Source organism: Staphylococcus sp. HMSC34G04, assembly GCF_001838765.1.
In the GTDB taxonomy this organism is placed as follows: Bacteria; Bacillota; Bacilli; order Staphylococcales; family Staphylococcaceae; genus Staphylococcus; species Staphylococcus epidermidis.
The window spans coordinates 14,052-36,941 of sequence record NZ_KV838746.1 but is presented as its reverse complement, the minus strand read 5'-3'; the positions used below and the strand labels follow the sequence as shown (position 1 = coordinate 36,941).

General features: G+C 32.2%; 19 protein-coding genes. 8 read left to right on the top strand and 11 right to left on the bottom strand.

All coding sequences use genetic code 11. From position 1 onward, the window contains the following. Positions 1 to 65 precede the first annotated feature (65 nt). Entirely contained in the window at positions 66 to 1,118 is a 1,053-nt protein-coding gene (locus tag HMPREF3241_RS08965; RefSeq protein WP_002447161.1) for a 2,3-butanediol dehydrogenase, read from the bottom strand. Between the two features lie 489 nt (positions 1,119 to 1,607). Here HMPREF3241_RS08965 and HMPREF3241_RS08960 point away from each other — a divergent pair, with 489 nt between their 5' ends. The 4 genes from HMPREF3241_RS08960 to HMPREF3241_RS08945 are packed head-to-tail and all read left to right on the top strand — an operon-like array spanning position 1,608 to position 5,158. After that, positions 1,608 to 2,864, top strand: a complete 1,257-nt coding sequence (locus HMPREF3241_RS08960) for a betaine/proline/choline family ABC transporter ATP-binding protein (protein ID WP_002447162.1) — start codon at positions 1,608 to 1,610, stop codon at positions 2,862 to 2,864. A gap of 2 nt (positions 2,865 to 2,866) precedes the next feature. Continuing rightward, positions 2,867 to 3,502: an ABC transporter permease gene (locus tag HMPREF3241_RS08955; protein WP_002447163.1), complete on the top strand. Its 636-nt coding sequence runs from the start codon at positions 2,867 to 2,869 to the stop codon at positions 3,500 to 3,502. A gap of 16 nt (positions 3,503 to 3,518) precedes the next feature. Continuing rightward, positions 3,519 to 4,463, top strand: coding sequence for an osmoprotectant ABC transporter substrate-binding protein (locus HMPREF3241_RS08950; protein ID WP_002458157.1), 945 nt, complete (start codon positions 3,519 to 3,521; stop codon positions 4,461 to 4,463). Beyond that, positions 4,463 to 5,158: an ABC transporter permease gene (locus HMPREF3241_RS08945; protein ID WP_002447165.1), complete on the top strand. Its 696-nt coding sequence runs from the start codon at positions 4,463 to 4,465 to the stop codon at positions 5,156 to 5,158. Before HMPREF3241_RS08950 ends, HMPREF3241_RS08945 begins: the two co-directional genes overlap by 1 nt. A gap of 181 nt (positions 5,159 to 5,339) precedes the next feature. Here HMPREF3241_RS08945 and lrgB read toward each other — a convergent pair whose 3' ends face one another. From lrgB to HMPREF3241_RS08925, 4 genes are all read right to left on the bottom strand, one after another. Further along, positions 5,340 to 6,041 carry an antiholin-like protein LrgB gene (lrgB, locus tag HMPREF3241_RS08940; RefSeq protein ID WP_001831408.1) on the bottom strand — a complete coding sequence of 234 codons (702 nt, stop codon included), beginning with the start codon at positions 6,039 to 6,041 and terminating at the stop codon, positions 5,340 to 5,342. A gap of 3 nt (positions 6,042 to 6,044) precedes the next feature. Continuing rightward, positions 6,045 to 6,494, bottom strand: a complete 450-nt coding sequence (gene lrgA / locus HMPREF3241_RS08935; RefSeq protein WP_002490614.1) for an antiholin-like murein hydrolase modulator LrgA — start codon at positions 6,492 to 6,494, stop codon at positions 6,045 to 6,047. 143 nt (positions 6,495 to 6,637) lie between these two features. Next, entirely contained in the window at positions 6,638 to 7,396 is a 759-nt protein-coding gene (locus HMPREF3241_RS08930) for a response regulator transcription factor LytR (protein ID WP_002447167.1), read from the bottom strand. Further along, positions 7,377 to 9,152: a sensor histidine kinase gene (locus HMPREF3241_RS08925; protein ID WP_002495949.1), complete on the bottom strand. Its 1,776-nt coding sequence runs from the start codon at positions 9,150 to 9,152 to the stop codon at positions 7,377 to 7,379. Before HMPREF3241_RS08925 ends, HMPREF3241_RS08930 begins: the two co-directional genes overlap by 20 nt. Positions 9,153 to 9,575: 423 nt before the next feature. Here HMPREF3241_RS08925 and HMPREF3241_RS08920 point away from each other — a divergent pair, with 423 nt between their 5' ends. Together HMPREF3241_RS08920 and HMPREF3241_RS08915 are read left to right on the top strand one after the other, a co-directional pair. Then, positions 9,576 to 10,976 carry an MFS transporter gene (locus tag HMPREF3241_RS08920; protein ID WP_002447169.1) on the top strand — a complete coding sequence of 467 codons (1,401 nt, stop codon included), beginning with the start codon at positions 9,576 to 9,578 and terminating at the stop codon, positions 10,974 to 10,976. Between the two features lie 424 nt (positions 10,977 to 11,400). Beyond that, positions 11,401 to 12,333, top strand: coding sequence for a 2-dehydropantoate 2-reductase (locus tag HMPREF3241_RS08915; protein ID WP_070853610.1), 933 nt, complete (start codon positions 11,401 to 11,403; stop codon positions 12,331 to 12,333). A gap of 122 nt (positions 12,334 to 12,455) precedes the next feature. Here the strand turns inward: HMPREF3241_RS08915 and yidC are convergent, their stop codons facing one another. After that, a complete protein-coding gene (gene yidC, locus HMPREF3241_RS08910; RefSeq protein ID WP_064206248.1) occupies positions 12,456 to 13,292 on the bottom strand; it encodes a membrane protein insertase YidC in 837 nt (278 codons plus the stop codon). 159 nt (positions 13,293 to 13,451) lie between these two features. Further along, a complete protein-coding gene (locus tag HMPREF3241_RS08905; protein ID WP_064206247.1) occupies positions 13,452 to 14,969 on the bottom strand; it encodes a serine hydrolase domain-containing protein in 1,518 nt (505 codons plus the stop codon). Between the two features lie 285 nt (positions 14,970 to 15,254). On the opposite strand from HMPREF3241_RS08905, the gene HMPREF3241_RS08900 reads away from it, so the two are divergent. Next, positions 15,255 to 17,084, top strand: coding sequence for an APC family permease (locus HMPREF3241_RS08900; protein WP_002447173.1), 1,830 nt, complete (start codon positions 15,255 to 15,257; stop codon positions 17,082 to 17,084). 147 nt (positions 17,085 to 17,231) lie between these two features. Here the strand turns inward: HMPREF3241_RS08900 and HMPREF3241_RS08895 are convergent, their stop codons facing one another. Continuing rightward, on the bottom strand, positions 17,232 to 18,608 hold the full coding sequence (locus HMPREF3241_RS08895; protein WP_070853609.1) for an amino acid permease: 1,377 nt from the start codon (positions 18,606 to 18,608) through the stop codon (positions 17,232 to 17,234). 317 nt (positions 18,609 to 18,925) lie between these two features. On the opposite strand from HMPREF3241_RS08895, the gene HMPREF3241_RS08890 reads away from it, so the two are divergent. After that, positions 18,926 to 19,735 carry a metallophosphoesterase gene (locus tag HMPREF3241_RS08890; protein ID WP_070853608.1) on the top strand — a complete coding sequence of 270 codons (810 nt, stop codon included), beginning with the start codon at positions 18,926 to 18,928 and terminating at the stop codon, positions 19,733 to 19,735. Between the two features lie 62 nt (positions 19,736 to 19,797). Here HMPREF3241_RS08890 and HMPREF3241_RS08885 read toward each other — a convergent pair whose 3' ends face one another. The 3 genes from HMPREF3241_RS08885 to HMPREF3241_RS08875 form a co-directional block, all read right to left on the bottom strand. Then, entirely contained in the window at positions 19,798 to 20,406 is a 609-nt protein-coding gene (locus HMPREF3241_RS08885; RefSeq protein ID WP_002447176.1) for a C39 family peptidase, read from the bottom strand. A 306-nt stretch (positions 20,407 to 20,712) separates the two neighbouring features. Then, complete coding sequence (locus HMPREF3241_RS08880) at positions 20,713 to 21,912, bottom strand: putative multidrug effflux MFS transporter TcaB (protein ID WP_070853607.1); 1,200 nt, start codon at positions 21,910 to 21,912, stop codon at positions 20,713 to 20,715. Between the two features lie 257 nt (positions 21,913 to 22,169). Beyond that, positions 22,170 to 22,871 (bottom strand): membrane protein, encoded by a 702-nt coding sequence (locus HMPREF3241_RS08875; protein ID WP_002456653.1) that lies wholly within the window; start codon positions 22,869 to 22,871, stop codon positions 22,170 to 22,172. Positions 22,872 to 22,890: the final 19 nt, after the last annotated feature.

The window sequence follows — 22,890 nt, the reverse complement described above, 5'->3', positions numbered from 1 at the left end:
CTGGCTATTTTGCTAGGAATTATGTCCCAACCTTTCGTATAAAATGAATGATATTCTGTTTAGAATTATTTTTGGTCGCCATTTAAACGCACTAAAATTTTAGCTTGAGATTTATCGTTTACAAGTTGATTGAAGCCACTTTCAACAATATTCTCTAATTCAATTTGATCTGTTACGACATCTTTAACATTTAAGCTACCATTAGCGATTAAATCTATTGTTTGTTGGAATGTAGTTGGTGTATAAGCAATTGTAGTCGTTAATTTGACACCTTTATTCATTTGCAATAATGGATTGAATTCTACGGGATGACCGAAGATTGATACGATGACAGCAGTACCACGTGGACGTGTTACTTCAATAGATTGTTGTAAAGTAATACCTACACCAGCAACTTCAAATGACACATCTACACCGTTGTCAGTATGTTCATAAACTGTTTGTACTGGATCGACGTTACCTGAGTTATACACGTGAGTCGCACCCACACTTTTAGCTTTCGCTAAACGTTCTTCTGATAAGTCAAAGACAAATATTTTACTTGCACCAGCAGCTTTTGCTGCAACAATAGTTAATAAACCAATTGGCCCAGCGCCAAATACCGCTACAGTATCCCCGAATAATAATTCGCCTTCTTTAACTGCTTGGACAGCAACTGCTGTTGGTTCTACAAGAGCACCTTCTCGTGCTGAAACATTATCTGGTAGATGGTAAACATTTGTTTCAGGAGCATTGGTAAACTCGGCAAACGCACCATCAGAACCTAGTCCTATAAATGAATAACCATCATATAAGTCAACATTTTCCGGCTTTTCTCTTCTAGACACTGTTGGATTAACTACCACACGATCCCCTTTTTTAAAACGTGATACGTCTTTACCAACATTTTCTACGACACCAGAAAATTCATGACCTAGAGTCACAGGTGCAGTTTGACCAAGTAGTGGGTCCGGTTGATCAGTTGAAATAAAAATAGGTCCTTCTAAATATTCATGTAAATCTGTACCACAGATACCAGCCCAAGAGACTTTAACTTGAACTTCATTGTCTTTTATTACTTTGGGTTCGCGATCTTCAACGCGTACATCCTTTTGTCCATACCATACTGCTGCTTTCATAATAAAAACCCCTTAAATATAAATTTGACTGCAAAATATGAATATCAGTCTTTAATGTGATGTAATAATTCTTATTACATTTTGAGCATAATACTAAAATGCTCTGTTTTCAAGAGAACACCGACATATAATGTGATATTTTTCACAATATTATAAAAATTAAACTTTTAATTCGTAGATAGTGAATCATTTACATAAACAACCGTAGATTTCTTAATTTATAATTTTTTTAACATAGAAATAATTATAAAAATTCTGTGAAAAGTGTTTATTTTCAACTCATTGGGTATATATTAGTATCTGTCTCTGTTTTCATGTATAGCATATTAATGGTTAATGTTTAAGACTATTAATTTAACGTAAAAATATATAAGCAAAGGCCTTTGTCTTTTGTTTAACTTTAGTCATTATTTGTTTAACAATTGCATCAGAGGTCTTTTTTTAGGTCATGGAACAAGACATTCTTTATATAGGAAGGGGAAGACAATTATGTTAAGTATTAAAAACTTAACCAAGATTTATTCAGGGAATAAAAAAGCGGTAGATAATATTTCTTTGGATATTCAATCTGGTGAATTTATCGCTTTTATTGGGACGAGTGGTAGTGGTAAAACAACTGCACTACGCATGATTAATCGTATGATTGAGGCGACAGATGGCCAGATTATGATGAATGGAAAAGATGTCCGTAATATGAATCCTGTTGAATTGCGGAGAAGTATCGGTTATGTCATTCAACAAATTGGTTTGATGCCACATATGACTATTCGAGAAAATATTGTTTTAGTACCTAAACTTTTAAAATGGTCTAAAGAGAAGAAAGATGAAAAAGCTAAAGAACTTATTAAACTGGTAGATTTACCTGAAGAATATTTAGATCGTTATCCAGCTGAATTATCAGGAGGGCAACAACAACGAATTGGTGTTGTACGCGCTTTAGCAGCTGAACAAGATATTATATTAATGGATGAACCTTTTGGTGCATTAGACCCTATTACACGCGATACATTACAAGATTTAGTAAAGGAATTACAACAAAAATTAGGAAAAACATTTATTTTTGTCACTCATGATATGGATGAGGCCATCAAATTAGCAGACAAAATATGTATTATGTCTAAGGGAAAAGTCGTTCAATACGATACACCTGACAATATTTTACGATATCCAGCAAATGACTTTGTTAGAGATTTTATTGGGCAAAATCGCTTGATTCAGGATCGTCCTAATATGAAATCTGTAGAAAGTGCTATGATCAAACCCGTCACTGTTAAAGCAGATGATTCATTGAATGATGCTGTAGATATTATGAGAACACGTCGTGTAGACACTATTTTTGTAGTCAATAATCAAAATAAATTATTAGGATTTTTAGATATTGAAGATATCAATCAAGGATTACGTGCGCGTAAAGAATTAATTGATACCATGCAAAGGGATGTTTACAAAGTACATATCAATTCAAAATTACAAGACTCTGTGCGTACAATTCTAAAACGTAATGTTAGAAATGTACCTGTCGTCGATAATGATGAACATCTCATTGGTTTAATTACACGTGCAAACTTAGTCGATATTGTGTATGACTCAATTTGGGGCGAAGAAGATTCTGATAGTCATGAGAGCCCAATTGAAAGCTCAGATGAAAATAATCATGATTTACCGCAAAATCAAACTGATGCACGAACAAACGTAAATGAAGATGTGAATGATTATCATGATGCTCAACATAGAGGTGAGGATTAATAATGAAAGCATTCTTACAAGAATACGGTAGCCAACTTTTATCGAAAGCGGTAGAACATTTTTATATTTCTATGTTTGCATTATTGTTAGCGATTGTAGTAGCTGTCCCTTTAGGTATTTTATTATCAAAAACGCAACGCATTGCTAATGTGGTATTAACAGTTGCTGGCGTGCTTCAAACCATTCCTACTTTGGCTGTGCTAGCCATCATGATTCCAATATTTGGAGTAGGAAAAACACCAGCTATTGTTGCATTATTTATCTATGTACTTTTACCAATTTTAAATAATACAGTATTAGGTGTTAAAAATATCGATAAAAATGTTATTCAAGCTGGTCAAAGTATGGGAATGACTAAATTTCAATTAATGAAAGATGTTGAGATGCCTTTAGCTTTACCACTTATTATTAGTGGTATTCGTCTATCAAGTGTATACGTCATTAGTTGGGCAACACTCGCAAGTTATGTAGGTGCGGGTGGACTTGGGGATCTTGTATTTAATGGATTAAATCTCTATCAACCACCTATGATTATTAGTGCAGCGATTGTTGTTACTTTATTAGCATTAGTTATTGACTTTATACTTTCATTAGTTGAAAAATGGGTTGTACCTAAAGGATTAAAAGTATCTAGATAAATGGGAGGAATTGACATTGAAGAAGTATTTTAACTATACACTGATTCTGGTTGCATTATCTCTCATCGTGTTATCTGGATGCAGTTTACCAGGCTTAGGTGATGGAAATGCAAAAGATGATGTGAAAATTACAACGACTGAAACAAGTGAAACTAAGATTATAGGTCATATGGAAAAATTATTAATTGAACATGAAACTGATGGAAAAATCAAACCGACGTTGATTGGGAACCTAGGTTCTAGCATTATTCAACATAATGCGTTACAACGAGGAGATGCAAATATGTCAGCTGTACGATACACAGGTACTGAATTGACGAGTGTATTAGCAGCTAAACCTACTAAAGATCCTGAAAAAGCCATGTCTGAAACACAACGCTTATTTAAAAAGAAATATGATGAAAAGTTTTATCATTCACTTGGGTTTGCGAATACATACGCATTCATGGTGACAAAAGAAACGGCTAAAAAGTATCACTTAGAAAAAGTATCAGATTTAGAGAAATATAAAGATGAACTACGTCTTGGAATGGATACCCAATGGATGAACCGTGCAGGTGATGGATATCCAGCTTTTGTTAAAGATTATGGATTTAAATTTGATAGTGCGCGTCCAATGCAAATTGGTTTAGTATATGATGCATTAAAAAATAATAAATTAGATGTAGCAGTTGGGTATTCAACAGATGGACGTATTGCAGCTTATGATTTGAAAATATTGGAAGATGATCGTAAATTCTTCCCGCCTTATGACGGTAGTCCACTTGCAAATGAACAATTAATAAAGGATAATCCAGAAATCGATAAGGCACTAAAAAAATTAGAAGGTAAAATCTCAACAGAAGAAATGCAGAAGTTAAATTATGAAGCGGATGGAAAAGGTAAGGAACCTGCAGTGATAGCTGAAGAATATTTAAAGAAACATCATTACTTTGAAGAAAAGAAAGGTGGTCATAAGTAATGAAAGGTAATTTGTTACATTCAATCATCGAATATTACTCACTGAACTGGGCCTTTCTTCTAGAACTGTTCTTCAAACATCTATTAATGTCGGTATATGGTGTGTTGTTTGCTTGTATAATTGGAATTCCTATTGGTATTTTCATAGCTAAGTATAGACGTTTATCGTGGCCGGTGATTACAATTGCAAATATTATACAAACTGTTCCAGCAATCGCTATGTTGGCCATACTTATGTTGGCTATGGGATTAGGACCAACAACTGTTGTTGTAACTGTATTCCTGTATTCGTTATTACCTATTATTAAAAATACTTATACTGGTATTGTAGAAGTTGATGAAAATATTAAAGATGCTGGTAAAGGTATGGGAATGACGGGGAATCAAATATTAAGAATGATAGAGTTACCATTATCTTTATCTGTTATTATTGGTGGTGTTAGAATTGCACTTGTTGTTGCTATCGGAATAGTAGCGATTGGGTCATTTATCGGTGCTCCAACACTAGGTGATATTATTATTCGTGGTACAAATTCAACAGATGGAACAACATTCATCTTAGCAGGTGCCATACCAATTGCTTTAATAGCAATTATTATAGATATAGGATTACGTTATCTAGAAAAACGTTTAGATCCTACTCGTAAAAACAAAAAAGATTCAATGCAAAAACATCAAGTACAAAAATTACGTTAATAGATATCAATAAACTTAATTAATATAAAAAGCATAGACAGTGACTGAAACAGAGATTATTTTAGTCAACAGTTGCTTATACATTAACAATGCCTGGAACACAAAATAATGTTCCAGGCATTGTTTGTTTAATATATTTAGTTTTCAGGGGTATTTTAGATATATTTATAGTTTTGGGTAATTATAATAAGATTGGAGCAAGGATAGGAACTACTGCTACAACAATAACGCCAACGATGACAACGGCAATACTTCCCATTGATTCTTCAGTCTCACCCAATTCTTTAGCTGCCGCGACACCTAAAGTGTGTCCACTCGTCCCTAGTGCAAGTCCTCTGGCAATAGGGTTAGATATTTTAAATAATTTAACTATTTTAGCACCTAAAGCAGAAATGACAACTGCATTTAAAATAACTGCGAGTGAGGTTAATTCTTTGACACCACCGATACCGTCAGATACAGGTAATGCAATTGCTGTCGTTGCAGCTTGAGGTAGCATAGATGCTATAATTTGATTGCCAAATTGGAATGTTATTGCAACAAGATAAATTAATAACAAGGCAATAATTGTACCAACAGCTATACCACCAAATATTTGTAACCAATATCTTTTTAATACTTCGCGCTTGCGATATAAAGGAATCGCAAAGCATATTGTAGCTGGTTCTAGAAAGAAATTAATAATGTCGCCACCGATTTTATAATTCTCATAACTAATTCCTGTCAATTTCAAAAAAGCAATACCTGCAACCATACTTACGAATAAAGGTGCTAGTAAAAAGAAACCATTCGTTTTTTTATAAAAATAAGTCGCTATGACAAATGGTATTAATGATACTAATATCCCAAAATAAGGTGTATTGATTCCTAAATGTTCAATCATTGATTACCCTCCTATGTGACTTGTTTCTTCATTTTTCTCTTTAGAAGGGAAAAGTGATTTCGTCACTAATAATTGTGACGCAAAGCCAGTACAAATTAATAATAAAAGTGTTGAAATAATAATAAGTAAAATAATTAAAATAGGGCTTTGCTTAAGGATTGGTAAAGAGTTAATGACTGAAATACCAGCTGGTACGAATAGGAATCCAATATTATTGGTTAATGCAGTTCCCACAGTCTCAACTTGACCTAATTTCACAATGCCTGTACACAATGCGATAAATAATAGTACGAGTCCAATGACTGAGGCTGGCATTGGTATAGGAATAAATGATTCAATAATTTTTGATATAAGTAAAATCACTGCAATCGTTAATGCTTGTTGAAAAATACTGTATTTCATTGACTTCTTGTTATCAACCGCTTTGTTTTTAACGAGATGCGTTTGTTCCAAAATAACCATTCCCCTCTGTTTTCTTCATGGTTATATTATAGAATGAAAGCGTTTACTATATGTAGTTTCATAGCTCACTTACAAATATTTTAGGGTGAGGTGCACCATTTTAAAGGTGAAATTCATAAAGCATGATTTAAATTTTATTGAAGACCGAGTTGTTGTTTAAAAGTCTTCATATAAGAACGACTAACTTGATATTTAAATTCATGGGTTAACGTCAGCTGATATGTATAATTAAACCAATGTTCTATTGTTTGGATATGTTCTTTATTAACGATAGTAGCGCGATGTATTTTAATAAATAGTGAGGAAGGTAGTTTTTTCTCGTAATGATTAAGTGTTTCGGTCGTTTCATAACTTTGTTTTGTTGTATCTATCGTAGTAATCCCATTATTAACAGATAATGCGATAATGTCTGTGAAATTTAAGATGTGAATACGTTCATCCACTTCAATTGGTAGTACATGTGTTTGAGCGTGCTCATCATCACTATAATCAATATATTTAGGTGTGATAGTTTTATCTTTGTTTTTTGATTTATCTTTAGCCATGCCAACTTTATTTACAGCTTGATTAATACGATCTTTTTCAAAAGGTTTTAGTATATAATCGGTTGCATTTAATTCAAAAGCTTTGACTGCGAATTTCTCGTGAGCGGTTGCAAAGATAATATGTGGTGATTGCTTCATTTTATTAATTTTTTGAGCTAAATCAATACCACTTTCATCCATTAAATTTATATCTAAGAATATTAAGTCAAATGTGTTGTAGAGTAACTTCTCCAATGTTTCTTCTATGTTTTCTGCTTCTTCAATTTCATCTATAGCATCATTAAGATTTAAAAGATATTGTAATTCATTTCTTGCAAGTGGCTCATCATCAACGATTAACGCTTTCATTAAAGTGTTCCTCCTTAGAAGATTTATACGGAATTAAACAACTTACAGTCGTGCCTGATTGAGAAGATTGAATGTTCAGTGCCGATGTTGTTCCAAATAGTCCAGTAAGTCTTTTATTAAGATTGACTAAGGCATTACCAGTACCAGTGGTAGACGTCACTGTCGTATATCCAATGATATCTAATTGATCAGCTGGTATGCCTTGCCCATTATCTTGAACAGATATACTTAAGTAGTCTTGTTTCATGCTAACATTCACATCAATATGATTATTCACTTTACGATTTTTAAATGCATGTTTAATAGAATTTTCCACTAATATTTGAATTATAAAAGGTGGGATAAGCGCATCTTGACACTGATCATCAATTCGATAATGTATGTTAAATCTATTTGGATAACGTGCTTGCTCTAAGGATAAATATGCTGCTACTTGTTGTAATTCCTTTTGTAAAGTAATTGTATTATTACGTGCACCATTAAGATTAGAGCGGAAGAACTGACTGAGTTGAATCAGTAAACGTCGTGCTTTTTCACTATCAATTCGTACTAGTGCTGATATAGTGTTAATAGCATTAAAAAAGAAATGTGGATTGACTTGTGCTTGTAATGATTTAATTTCAGCGTCTTTCAACAATTGTCCCTGCATTTCAGCTTGGCCTAGTTCTAGCTGTGAAGAAAATATATTAGCGAGGCCTTTTGCGAGTTGTTGGTCTGAAGTTGAAATAATATTGTTATCAGTGAAGTAAAATTTTAAAGTCCCTGCGATTTCGTTATGTATATAAAGAGGGACGACAATGGCTCCTTCAAGAGGGCAATTAGGATGGTGACATCCAATTCCTTCTCTCGTATGAGCGACTTTTAATTTTCCTGATTGAATCACTTCTTTAGATAAATCTGTAATAATCTCTTTACGTGCTACGTGATGGTCACTGCCTGCACCAATATGTGTTAAAATATCTTTTTTATTTGTAATAGCTACCGCCGACACTTGCATTAATTTTAAAATAATTTCAGCAGCTTGTTGGGCTGATTTTTCATTAAGTCCAGATCGAAAGTAAGGTAGTGTTTCATTAGCGAGTTGTAATACATCATGCGTTTGGACTGCACGCATTTGTTCTTCTTGCTTGATGGTCGACAAAATGATGGTTAAAAATATGGCTGTACCCAAACTATTAATGATAATCATCGGTAGTGCTATAAAACTGACTAATGTAATTGCGTGATGTAAGTTATTTGTAAATAATAATATACAGCTCATTTGAATAATTTCAGTTATTGCACCGATAATAGCACCTTTTTTAATGGACGGATATGTATTTTGTTTTATTGTTTGATGACCGAAGTAACCAGATATGATAGCGATAACTATGGATGAAATGAGATAGGTATATGCGTCAGCCCCGCCAATATATAAACGACATAATCCAGAAATAATCCCTACAATTATAGCTACCCACGGTCCACCTATTAGACCAGAAACACCAATAGTTAATACACGTGTATTGGCCATTGAGGCGTCTTTGCTTAAGTGGTAATAAATATCACCAGATACGATATGGCCATTTTCTATTTCAATTCCTGTAAAATTAGAAATCATAGAGAATATACCAAAAATAATGATTAGTTGGAATTTTGAACGCCATTTGTCACGTTCGCTCATCATTGTTTTAAAATGATTAATATTCATGAGTATATATGCGAGTAAAATAATTAATCCCACGCGTTCAAGTAATAAAATAAATAAATTAAGCATAACGTCAATCCTCATTTAGTTTTAATATCCCAAAAAAGAAATATATTTTTATTAAAAATAAAAGCACTTACATTGGCTTGTTTCATATATTTATAGTTTATATGAAAACACGTTTAAATCAATTATAGTATGGAAAATTGAAACTAGATAGTGTAGAATAAGTTTCTATATTCACAAATTTTCTAAAAATTACAAGAAATTAAAAAAGAAACATATCTAGGATGAATGAATATTAACATGATAAACGATTTAGTCATATATTTATTTCAGTTAAAAAGTTGTTCTAAATATGATAAAGTTTCTTAATGTAAAAATGATATTAGAAGAAAGCAAATAAAAGATTTGTAAAATAAGAAATGGATATTGTAATTAAATAAGTCTTATTTAGAGATTTCTAATTAATTGTGAAGGAGTAAGTGATAGATGAATACATCACAAAAGTTTAGGGGAGATAATCGCTTATTATTAGGGATTATTTTAGGGGTTATTACATTTTGGTTATTTGCACAATCACTTGTAAATCTAGTCGTGCCATTACAATCATCATACAATAGTGATATTGGTACCATTAATATAGCAGTTAGCTTATCGGCACTATTTTCTGGTTTGTTTATTGTAGGTGCAGGAGATATTGCAGATAAAATTGGTAGAGTAAAAATGACATACATAGGCTTAGCACTTAATATTGTTGGGTCAGTTTTAATCATTATTACACCATTACCAAGTTTATTGATTATTGGACGTGCTATTCAAGGATTGTCAGCGGCGTGTATAATGCCAGCGACACTCGCAATCATTAATGAATATTATATTGGGACAGCACGACAACGTGCATTAAGCTACTGGTCCATTGGTTCATGGGGAGGTAGTGGTGTTTGTACTTTGTTTGGTGGTTTAATGGCAACTAACCTTGGATGGCGCTCAATCTTTATTGTTTCAATTATTCTGACAATATTATCCATGTTTCTCATTAAACATACTCCCGAAACAAAAGCAGAGCCTATAGGAGATCAACCGACAGAGACAAAGAAATTTGATGTTATTGGTTTAATCATCTTAGTGGTTAGCATGTTAAGTATTAATGTGATAATAACTCAAACCTCTCAATTTGGTTTGTTCTCACCATTTATTTTGGGACTTATTGCAATTTTTGTTATATCGTTAATTATATTCGTGATTTACGAAAATAAAATAAAACAACCGCTTGTCGATTTTGATATCTTTAAAAACAAAGGTTATACAGGTGCAACGATTTCAAACTTTATGTTGAATGGTGTAGCTGGTGGTACATTGATTGTAGTAAATACTTTTTATCAGCAAAAATTAGATTTTAACTCTCAGGAAACTGGATATATCTCACTTACATATCTAGTTGCAGTATTAATTATGATACGTGTGGGTGAAATGATATTACAATCGCTAGGACCTAAAAGACCTTTGTTACTCGGAAGTGCCTTGACCGTCATAGGATTAATATTATTATCTTTGACGTTTTTACCTAATGCTTGGTATATAGCGTCAAGTGTCGTTGGTTATTTATTATTTGGTACCGGTTTAGGTATTTATGCAACACCATCTACGGATACAGCTGTTGCACAAGCACCAGATGATAAAGTAGGTGTCGCATCCGGTGTATATAAGATGGCGTCATCCTTAGGGAATGCATTTGGTGTGGCCATCTCAAGTACAGTTTACAGTGTACTTGCAGCCCAACTTAATCTGACTTTAGGTGGTTTTACTGGAGTAATGTTTAATGCGCTTATAGCATTATTAGCATTCCTTTCTATTTTGTTCTTAATACCGAAAAAACAGTCTAATGTATAAGAGCATAGTCAGTAACTTTTAATTTTATCTTTAATATTGAAATAGAAAATATGAATTTATGTCTGGGACATCACTGGTGTCTCAGACATTTTGATATATTGATATAGAGAACTAAGCAAAAATGTAAGTACGAAGAAGTCTATAAATTCTAATTCTTGTTAAAGAGAAAAGAGATAATCAAGTCAATATGAAGTTAGTTCTACTCATATTTTAAAAACGCAACTGAAATAGAATAATAAATTAACAAAGAAACGATTCACTGTGCTAATTGCTAATAAAATGTCGAATGAGTAATGTACGTTTGAGAGGATAATACTTATTCATAATTAACAGAAAATTCTTACAAAATAACCGTATTATATTGACTGGTATGTAGTAAAGTAGTATTTTAAAAACAATATAGAATTGTAAGGAGATGGAATATATGAAAATAGCAATTGCAGGTTCTGGCGCATTAGGTAGTGGGTTTGGTGCTAAGTTGTTTCAACATGGTTATGACGTCACTTTAATTGATAATTGGGAACCTCAAGTTACTGCAATACAACAGGACGGACTAAATATCGATATTAATGGTGAAGCGCATCATTTCAGGCTACCTATGTTTAGACTAACGGAAATTCCTAAAGAAACGTCCTTTGATATTGTTTTTTTATTTCCTAAATCCATGCAATTAGAAGAAGTGCTTAGTCATATTCAACCTCACATTCATGATAATACGATTGTTGTGTGTACTATGAATGGTTTGAAACATGAACGTCTTATACAACAATATGTTTCTATAGATAGAATTGTACGTGGAGTAACAACGTGGACAGCCGGTATTGATCAACCTGGTCACACGCACTTAATGGGGCAAGGTCCTGTTGAAATTGGGTGTCTCGTGCCCGAGGGAAAAGAAAGCGTAGATATCATTGTTAATCTGCTACAAAATGCAGAATTAAAAGGTGTAAAAAGTGAACATTTACATCAATCAATTTGGAAGAAAATATGTGTCAATGGAACAGCTAATTCATTATGTACTATACTTGAATGTAATTTGGCAGCGCTCAATAATAGTGAAGACGCTAAAAATTTGATCTACAAAATTACACAAGAAATTGTTCATGTTGCAACAATTGATGATGTTCATCTTAATGTTGATGAGATTTTTGATTACTTAATTGCTTTAAATGATAAAGTAGGCCCACACTATCCTTCTATGTACCAAGACTTAATTAAAGATAATAGAACAACTGAAATAGATTATATTAATGGAGCAGTTAGTAAATTAGGGAAAGAGAATCATATTGCAACACCTGTAAATGATTTTGTAACAAATCTTATACATGCTAAAGAAAGTCAACGTGGTGCACAATGATAAAGTAATATGGATCGTGTGAATTACAACCTCTTTGTAAATTATTAACATGGTATATTTAATAGTGGTGAACGAAAAGCACGCTATAAACATTTTTGCAAGATTGTTTATAGCGTGCTTTTTTATGACTCTTCGGTTAATAACTCACCATTGTCTTTATTTTGCTCTAATTTTTGTTTGAGTTTTTTAGCTTCATGTAGTGCCACTTTCTTATAATGAGAGTGAGCAAAATGCATTTGTACTATTAGAAAAGCAGCGCTTATACTCCAATATAAGCCTAAAGCTGCAGCAGAATGTAGAGACGCATATGTTATGAATATCGGTGAAAATACCATCATAAAGTAATATGTTTTTCTTTGATCTTTTGGATAATGGATTGAGTTTACAAGTGGCTGAACAAAATACATGATTGCTGCGATGATTGTCATAATCAAATCAGGTTGCGTTAAATCAAACCATAAGAAGTGTGGGTATTCAGTAATTCCGTGACTCGAAGGGTACTTCAAACTCATATAAAGGCCCATTAATATAGGCATTTGTATAAGAACAGGAAGACACCCTAACATATTTTTTAATGGATTAATTCCATACGATTGATACTTTTTCATAAGCAATTGATTGGCTGCATTACGTTCTTTTTGTGATGTTGCGTGTTTCATTTTATCTCTTATAGCATCCAATTCTGGTTGGACGACTTTTGTTTTTTCGCGCATCATATGCATATTCTTAACTTGTATTAACATGAAAGGTAATAGGATGAAACGAACTATGAGTACAATAGAAATAATAGCAAAGCCATAGTTATCCTGAAAGACTCTGCCAAGAAAATGAAGAAATTCATCCATAGATTTTACAAAAACGTTATAAAATATACCAGTTTGGTTCTCTTCTTTAGAATAATCGCATCCAGCTAGTAAAATGATAAAACCTAATAAAGTGATGAAAAGTCGTTTATGCATAGTGATACTTCCTTTTGTTAAAAATTCTATTAATTTTATGATAAATGATGTTCAAGTTCATCAGAATAGTATAATATTGCATGATTCAAAAATAACAAAGTCATTCTTAGGTGTGTATCGCATGTCTTAAATGTGGCTTTTTAATGCTTAGGTGTCGTTTTAATGTTTTTTATTTTCATCAGAACGGTAAGTTATACTTATTAAAGATAACCAAACCAGTAACATGGTTATGGCTAGATAGATACTTACAACTAAATATTTCGAATGTAAAGGTAACCATGATAAAACAAACCCCCAAGTTGCATCTCCTAATATTATCAAGGGAAGTAGATAAAAAAGAATATTCATTGCTACAAATCCCAATAAAATGATGCTGAATATGATTGAAGCTCGTAAACATTTACGGACGAAAATGTGGCCTTCACGTAATTTTAAGATTTTACTAAAAACTAAGATACTAAATATGACCATGAATATAACGGCCAATGTGGAAATGATAAGTTGCATATCTTTCGTTTGGTTCACTTTTTCTTCTATGGTTGTATAATGACGATTATTCATAATTTGAGTATTTAAATGTTCCGCTAAACGAGTCACTTGATTTGAATTTGTATTGGCTAATACGACAATGCCATAAGATTTACGAATATTTAATAAAATTTGTGAAGAGAAATTATCTAAAACGCCGGTATGAAATACGAGATGGTCATCAGTATTTATAAACCATCCCGAACCGTAGCTATCTGCGTTGGGCTCACTATTTAATGAGTTAGATAATACCTGATGCGATTGACGAATTAACTTGGCTTGTGATTTTGAAGTGGGGTGGATCTGTAGTTGGACCCACTTTGCTAAATCACTTGTACTTGACATCATATATGCCGCAGGAGTATCCCCAATGTTAAACTCTGGTTGTGCAACTTTATTTTCATTATCTTCCCATATATAACCTAATGCTTCGTTATTAGCTTTGGTATTATTTACTTTAAAAGTGGTATGTTTCATCTTTAAAGGGGCTAAAACATGCTTTTGGATGTATGATGTATAGGATTGATGGGTAACATTTTGAATAATAAGACCTAAAATATCATAATTCATATTCGAATATTCAAAAGTTTCTCCAGGTACATGGTTTAGACGTTTTCCTTTTGCAAAATTAACGATATTTTCAATACTATCGTACTGTTTAGAGTAACGATTTTCTTCAGTGATATCTCCAGGGATACCACTAGTTTGAGCTAATAGCTGTTCAATAGTAATATCTCTTTCTTTGTCTTCATACTTCATTTTAAATCCGGGTATAAATGTACTTACTTTGTCATTTAAATTTATTTTTCCTTCTTGAGCTAGTTGTAGAATTGCATAACCTGTAAAAGCTTTAGTATTGGATGCAATTTCAAATTGAGTATGTGGGTTTACCTTTGCTCTTTTTTCAATATTGGCATAACCATACCCTTTATTTAAAAAGATTTTATTGTCTTTGATGATCAATATTGCTAGTCCGGGGATATCTCCTTTCTTCATTGCTGTCTCAACCATTTTATCAATATGTTTTTGAGAAGCATGTGTCAATATCGTCTCATTCTTACTATGTGCGATTTCTCGTGTTGTTATTGAAATTATCGATAAAATAGTCATCAAAAAAATGACAACAATGACAAACAGTTTTATCTTCATTGAGCATCCTCTACTTTAAACTTAAAAATTTATTGCCTACGTTATGGCAACAATGAGTGAATTTATTATAACAGTTTTGGTGTATAAAGTTACAGATAACGAATAGATATTGGGTTAGCTATATCTTAATCAAGTAGTCTTCTTTGTGAGAAACAATAAATTCATAAGTGTAATATAACACTAATAGAGTAAATGTAATGATTAAAGATCTGTGAAGTAGCTATACAATTTTGATTTATGGGAGTATAGTTTTATCCATCAAAATGAGTTAAAGAGGTAGGAGTCATGTTCATTCAATTTAAAAGACTTTTGATTGGTAGACCTAAAAGAAACAGAGACTTAAAAAACGAGAAAATTTCAAAATTTAAAGGATTAGCTATCCTATCATCCGATGCATTGTCATCAGTTGCATATGGTCCTGAGCAGATATTAATTACATTATCGGTGATAGGAGCTGTGGCATCTTGGTATACGCTGCCTATTGCCGGAGCAGTTCTAATATTATTAACAGCTCTAATTTTATCTTATAGACAAATTATTTATGCTTATCCAAAAGGTGGGGGAGCGTATATTGTTTCTAAAACAAATCTTGGTGAGAAATGGGGATTGCTAGCTGGAGGGTCTTTATTAGTCGACTATATATTAACGGTGGCAGTGAGTATTTCTTCAGGCGCAGATGCTTTTGTTGCTGCATTTCCCCACTTATATCATTTTAAAGTGCTTATTGCATGTTTATTAGTACTCTTTATTTTAATGATGAATTTAAGAGGTTTGACTGAATCAGCAACTGTATTATCATATCCAGTCTACTTATTTATTATAGGTTTAATTGTTTTGATAGTCGTTGGAACATTTCGCGTAGCTACTGGACAAATCGCACCACATATCCATTCCACTGTAGGGAGTACTGTGCCTGGTGTTACGTTATTTTTACTTTTAAAAGCATTTTCATCTGGAGCATCATCACTTACAGGTGTAGAGGCAATATCCAATGCAGTAACAAATTTTAAAAATCCAGCACCTAAGAATGCAGTCAAAACTTTAGTCACTATGGGTACAATTTTAGCAGTGTTACTAGTAGGTATTGTTGTACTCTCATATATATATGGAATTATGCCTCAAACTGAAACGACCGTGCTTTCACAACTTGCGTCCCAAATATTTGGTGAAAATGTAGCGTTTTATTTTATACAAGCTACTACAGTTATGATTTTGGTATTGGCTGCTAATACTGGTTTTACAGCATTTCCTATGCTAGCTGCATCAATGTCTAAGGACAAATATATGCCACGTATGTTTACTGTTCGTGGTGATCGTCTCGGTTATTCAAACTCGATTATTATATTAGGTGTATTAGCCATCATTTTAATTATCCTATTTGAAGGAATGACAGAGAACCTCATCCCATTATATGCAGTAGGTGTTTTTATTCCGTTTACGCTTGCTCAGTTTGGTATGGTTTTAAAATGGCTTCGAGAACGTCCTGAACGATGGGGAATAAAGCTTACTATCAATTTAATTGGTGGTACGATTACGTTTATCGTATTCATGATTTTACTCATTACCAAACTTAATCAAGTATGGCCAATTCTTTTATTTTTACCTTTTGTTGTATTTATTTTTATTAGAATTCATGTACATTATGAGAATATAGCATGTGAATTACGATCTGAAATTGATATACACGATATTCCTGTTGTAGATCGCAATTTAGCGATTGTACCTATTCAAAGTATTACAACTGTAGTTGATAAATCTATTTATTATGCCAAATTATTAGCTAATGATGATGTTATTGCAGTGCATGTGACATTTGGTGATGAAGATGAGCAGGCTTTTATGACTAAATGGAAAAAACATTTTCCTGATGTAAGACTTGTGATTTTACATTCAGAGTATAGAAGTATTATTCGTCCGATTTCACGATTTATAGATAAAATTCGTAAAAAAGCGAATGATAAAAATTATTTAATTACAGTAGTCGTTCCAGAATTTATCCCTAAAAAGGCTTGGCAGCACTTGTTGCACAATCAAACGAGTTTACGTTTAAAATTGCATTTAATTTATCAAAAAAACGTTACTCTATGTACTATTCCATTTAAATTAATGAAATAACAAAAGGACCAAATACACTTGATTAAAGTGAGATTTTGGTCCTTATTATAATGAGTATATTCTTTTTGAGATAATATATATTTTGTAAATATTGATGATTAATATTTTAGAGTCATAGCTTATAATTAAGTTTAATCATATTTTACTTTAATGTCGCTGTCTATTGGCTAAAGATTCAGCATTATTCTTGTATTTCTTATAATAAAAGAATAAGAAGATAAACCATAACGGTGAAATAAAAATTGCTACTCTAGTATCTTTGCTAAAGAATAGCAGAATAAAGATAAATAAGAAAAAAGATAACACAATATAGGCAATAATCTTTCCGCCCCATAATTTAAATGCACTTGATTGATGTTGTTCGGGATTCTTCTTTACATATGCGATGTAAGAAACGATAATCATTCCCCATACTACAAGGAATAGGACGGTAGATAATGTCGTTACATAAATAAATAATTTAATAGCATCTGGGAAAACAAAATTTAATAAAGCTGCGATTAACAATGTTATTGAAGATACGAACATTGAGAGATAAGGCACACCATTAGAATTAGTTTTTGTCAATGCTTTAGGACCTAAACCTTGTTTCGCTAAACCAAATAAAATTCGACTATTAGAATATATTCCACTATTAGTTGCAGATGCTGCTGCTGTTAAAACAACAAAATTAACTATGCCAGCAGCAAAGGGAACACCAATTAGTGTGAATAATTTAACAAACGGACTACTATCAGGATCAACTTTAAACCATGGGATGACAGACATGATTACAAGTAAACCACCTATATAAAATAATAAAATTCGTATAGGAACGTTATTTATTGCTTTAGGAATTGTTTTTTCTGGATTCTTTGTTTCGCCAGCTGTGACGCCTATAAGTTCTATACCTATAAATGAATATACAGCAATTTGGAAGGACATTAAAAATCCAGCTACGCCATGTGGAAACATACCGCCATGATGTATTAAATTACCAAAAGAAGCGTGTCCATATTCTGTTTTAAATGATAAAAAAATCAGAACTAAACCTACAATAACCATCGTAATAATTGTAACGACTTTAATTATAGAAAACCAAAATTCAAGTTCTCCAAATAATCTGGCACCAAGCAAATTAAACGATATAAGTATGAGTACAATAAATAGCACTGTCAACCAGTGTGGGACTTGTGGGTACCAATAAGCAAAATATTGTCCCATCGCAGTGAGATCCGACATGCTAGAGACAATCCAACAAACCCAATAGGTCCACCCAATTACAAATCCACCAAACGGACCAAGGTATTCATTTGCAATATCTACGAATGAATTAAATTTAGAGTTACTTAATAATAATTCACCAAGAGCTCTCATAAAAGCAAATAACACTATACCTATCAACATGTAAGTAAAGAGTAATGAAGGTCCGGTTAGAGAAATTGTCTGTCCTGAACCTAAAAATAAACCAGTTCCTATAGCACCACCAATAGCAATTAATTGAATATGCCTATTATTCAATTCTCTTTGTAGCTGTTTTGCCATCAACTTCCTCCTTAAGGATACGTATATGAAAGCGTTTACTTAAAGTTTATCTTATCCAACATATTTTGAAAAAGCAAGAATTTTCAGAAATATAAGTGGATATATGTATTAATATGGTATCTTAAATTAATAGTTATAACCTTGTAATAAAAAATTATGAAATACAATGAAAGAAAAGTTTATATTAAAAATTATGCTTAATTATAGACATTATTTTACAAATAGCAAGTATAATGATAATTAATCACATGAATTAACTTTCATTTATCTCTATGTAATAATGTAAGTTATTATAAAGAGAAATGAGGATTGAGAAGATGAAAATAGGTACTATTTCTGACCTACACATTGACCGTCATCCACACTTAAATCCTGAAATATATTTAGAAAAGCTTTGTCAGGTGATTAAACAAAGGTCTATTGAGTTACTTATCATAGCAGGGGATATATCTAATGACTATCGGATAAGTTACAAATTTATTCAAAGCATTCAAGAATTAAGTGGGATACCTACTTATTTTGTTCCTGGGAACCATGATTTGTGGTCTGACCAAGTAGATAAAACTTCAACAGAAATACTATCATTCTTTCGTTCAAAAAAGGAATGCTTAATAGGCAATCCAATCATTATTCATGATCAATATGCAATTGTAGGCCATGTCGGTTGGTATGATTATAGCTATGCAGATCATCGTTTTTCTCAGCAGAAAATAGCAAGTGGTAAACATTATGGTGCAACTTGGCAAGATAAAGTAAGAACAGATTGGTCATTATCAGACCCGCAACTATCCCTCTTAGCTGCTCAAGAGGTTGAAAAAGACATTAACAATGTAAGTCCACGTCAAATTATACTAGTTACGCACGTTGTAACACATCCTCAATTCGTAGTACCAACGCCTCATCGTATTTTTGACTTTTTTAATGCATTTATTGGTACTCGTGATTTTGATACTATTTATAAAAATTATCCTATTCGATTTAGTGTAATGGGGCATGTTCATTTTAGAAAAAAACTTGTTGAAAACAACATAATATATATATGTCCGTGCTTAGGATATCAAAGACAATGGATGACAGACGATATAACATATGAAATAAATCATGCTTTAGTCGATTTTGATATTTAGTATCAACTTATATAATAAAGCCTCTAGAAACTGAAATTAAACAGTCTCTAGAGGCTTTATTATTAATTATCGATATATATGCATTTTCTTCCTGGGGCATTATAACTATTTTCCAAAGTGCGCTTTTTAATTTTGATGATTTGTTTAGAGTTAGGAATAATAGATGGGAAAATAACAAATTTTGTTAAACGACTCCATAACGGATCAATATAATAATAATAGTCATCATCGTACCCTATTAATAAAGTAACGTGAATATTTGAGACTAGTTTTGTTGGTTGATTGTCGAAATGAAATACACGTCGAAGCGGTTTGGAACCTAAACTAGTATGATAAATGATGACCGGCTGACCTTTGTCGATAAATTTTTCAAGTTGATTTAATGATGTACCTGTACCATCTACAATTCGAGAATCATATTGTTTAAGAAATGGCGCAAAAGCATCAGGAAATATTGTTTGATGATGACCAAATTTAACTAACAAAGGATGACCAACATAGCCTTTATAGGGATTGGTCGGATGTTTAGGCCAGTGACTCATAATTTGTGTTGCTTTAATATCGTAATGATTAAATTGTAATAGCATCGCTGCGGATACTCCCTCACACCCCATAACAAAAGGGATAGGGAATAGCTGACTTATAGGTTTTACTGGTAAAATTATCTTCATAAAATGTATCCTCTAATAACTTTGATAAAGCATATTATATAACGTGCGATTTATTTAGTATACAAAATTGATTTAGACAAACTTGAAATGAGCGTTTTCATCAGATATTCGGAGTAGAAAGGGATGAATTAGTATTAAAATTGTAAAGTGAATGAAAATTGAAATAAAAATAGGAACGTTCATTAAAACACTACAAAACGTAAATTTAGAATTACAAGTCTATGGGTACTATTAAAATAGAAAATAGGAGTGGCACTTAATTATACTACATTGTCAGTTCACTCCTATATTTTGATTTACGAATAACTATGTTTTTTTCATAAATAATTTGAAATATATAATTTGTAATGCGATAAGTAAAACAGCTGTCGCACTAATAATAATTAGATACGGAGACATATCATGTTGACCGTTCAAACCAACTAGGGGAGAAATGAGGCCTCCTAAAATAAATTGGAATAGGCCAAGTAAACTTGAAGCATTGCCGCTTCCACCTGTGCGTTCAGCCATTGCCATAGAAAAACAAAGTGGTGCTATAGAAGTGACTGGACATATATTAATAAAAAAGCCAATAAGTAAAACATACAATGGAAGATGTAATGTTAAAGTAAATATTAAAATTACAACACCTAACATTTGAATGATTGTTAAATATATGAGCATCGTATATCGGCTTATCTTTTCTACTATAATAGCAGTTATCTGACTAACGACTATCAAACCAACTCCATTAATAGCAAACATTGTACTATATTGAAGTGGTTTCATATGATACATCTTTTGTGAAATAAAAGGTGCGGCTGACGAATAACTGAATAACATGACATAAGTTAATCCTTGCAATAGCATCGGAATAACGAAGGTGGGTCTTGTTAATAATAGACCAAAATCTTTAAATATTGCTTTAAATTTTAATTGAGATTGTTCTTGATGTAGCCCAACTGGCATCTTTAATAAGATGCCTAAGATGACTATTAAGGTAATGATTGTTAAAAATATAAAAATCATTCTCCAACTCGCAATAGATAAAGCGAGACCACCTAACAGTGGAGCAATAATGGTGATTATACCATTTATGACCATAAGAGAAGTTAAAAATTTTGCTAATTCGTCTCCGTCATAATTATCTCCAATAGAAGCTTTGGCTATGACGATTGCACCACCTCCTGCTAAACCTTGAATTAAACGGATAATTAAAAATATTGTTAAATGAACTGTAAACACTGATAATAATGAGGCTATTAAATATCCAATCAATAAAATGAGTGCCATTTTTTTACGACCTAATACATCTGATAGTGGCCCGAATACAAATTGACCAATAGCTAAACCTATCATAGCAAAGGATAATGTAAGTTGTATTTCTGAAATTGATGAACCAAACGCATGCTGAACTTTAGGTAAAGATGGTCCGTACATATCAATAGTCAAAGGACCAAATGCAGTCATAACGCCAAGTATAACAATCAATATTTTAGATAAGTGTTTGGAACTTGTAGTCATCATCATTATCCTCCTAGAAAAGTTATAGCATCTATTATATACGTTTTACATAAAAAAGTAATCAGCATACACAAATAAAAAAGCAGAGTATTACCCAATAGGCATTGATAGTTTTGTCAACGTAATAATGTTCAAAGAAAAAATTGGTAAATATACGTCATTCAATCACCGAGTGTCTTTGATAAAAAAGAACCCGAGACAAGTATCTATGTCCCAGATTCTTAAGGTTTTGTAGATATTTAGTTTGAAGTGTCATGCCTTTAGTTTCCTGAATTTGATCCATTCAAGATATTTTCTAGTTTAGCTTTAATACTATCAAATTTTGTATTGATGTCTTCAAGCATGTTGTTAACTTTACTTTGATTTTCGTTATTAAGTTGCGCGTTATTTGCATTTTTCAGTTTGTCGATTTGGTTTTGATAAAATTTTGTGAATTTAGAATCCGCATTGGTTTCTTCATTTTGTTTTAATTGATCAATTTGATTTTGTAGTTTATCAATTTGGGATTGGGTGTCCTTTTTATTTTTAATATCGCTTTTGGCTGAATCAACTTGTCGGTTTATATCGTCGTTTTGATTTTCAACTTCTTTTTTATAGTTTTGTGAAACGTTAGGGTCATTACTTACTTTATCATTATTATGATTGATAATTGCACGCGTGATAAAGATAGCTACTATAATGAGTAAAATGACTATGATTGCAATCAGCCATTTTTTAGTTTTGCTTGATTTTTCATTTTCCTCTTCTAATTGTTGCTCACGTCGATAGTCTCTTCCATTGTAATAACGTTCAGGATGATTTTCATACTCTCTTTCATTTTTACTTTGTATTGCACGATTTGAATTTGCTCTCTGTTGCGACTCTTGATGTTGACGATACATATCTTCTTCTGAACGTTTACGATGATTTTGATATTGGTCATCATATTTGTATGAATCTCTATATTTATCTGTTCGTTTCATATTGTCACCTCATTTAATA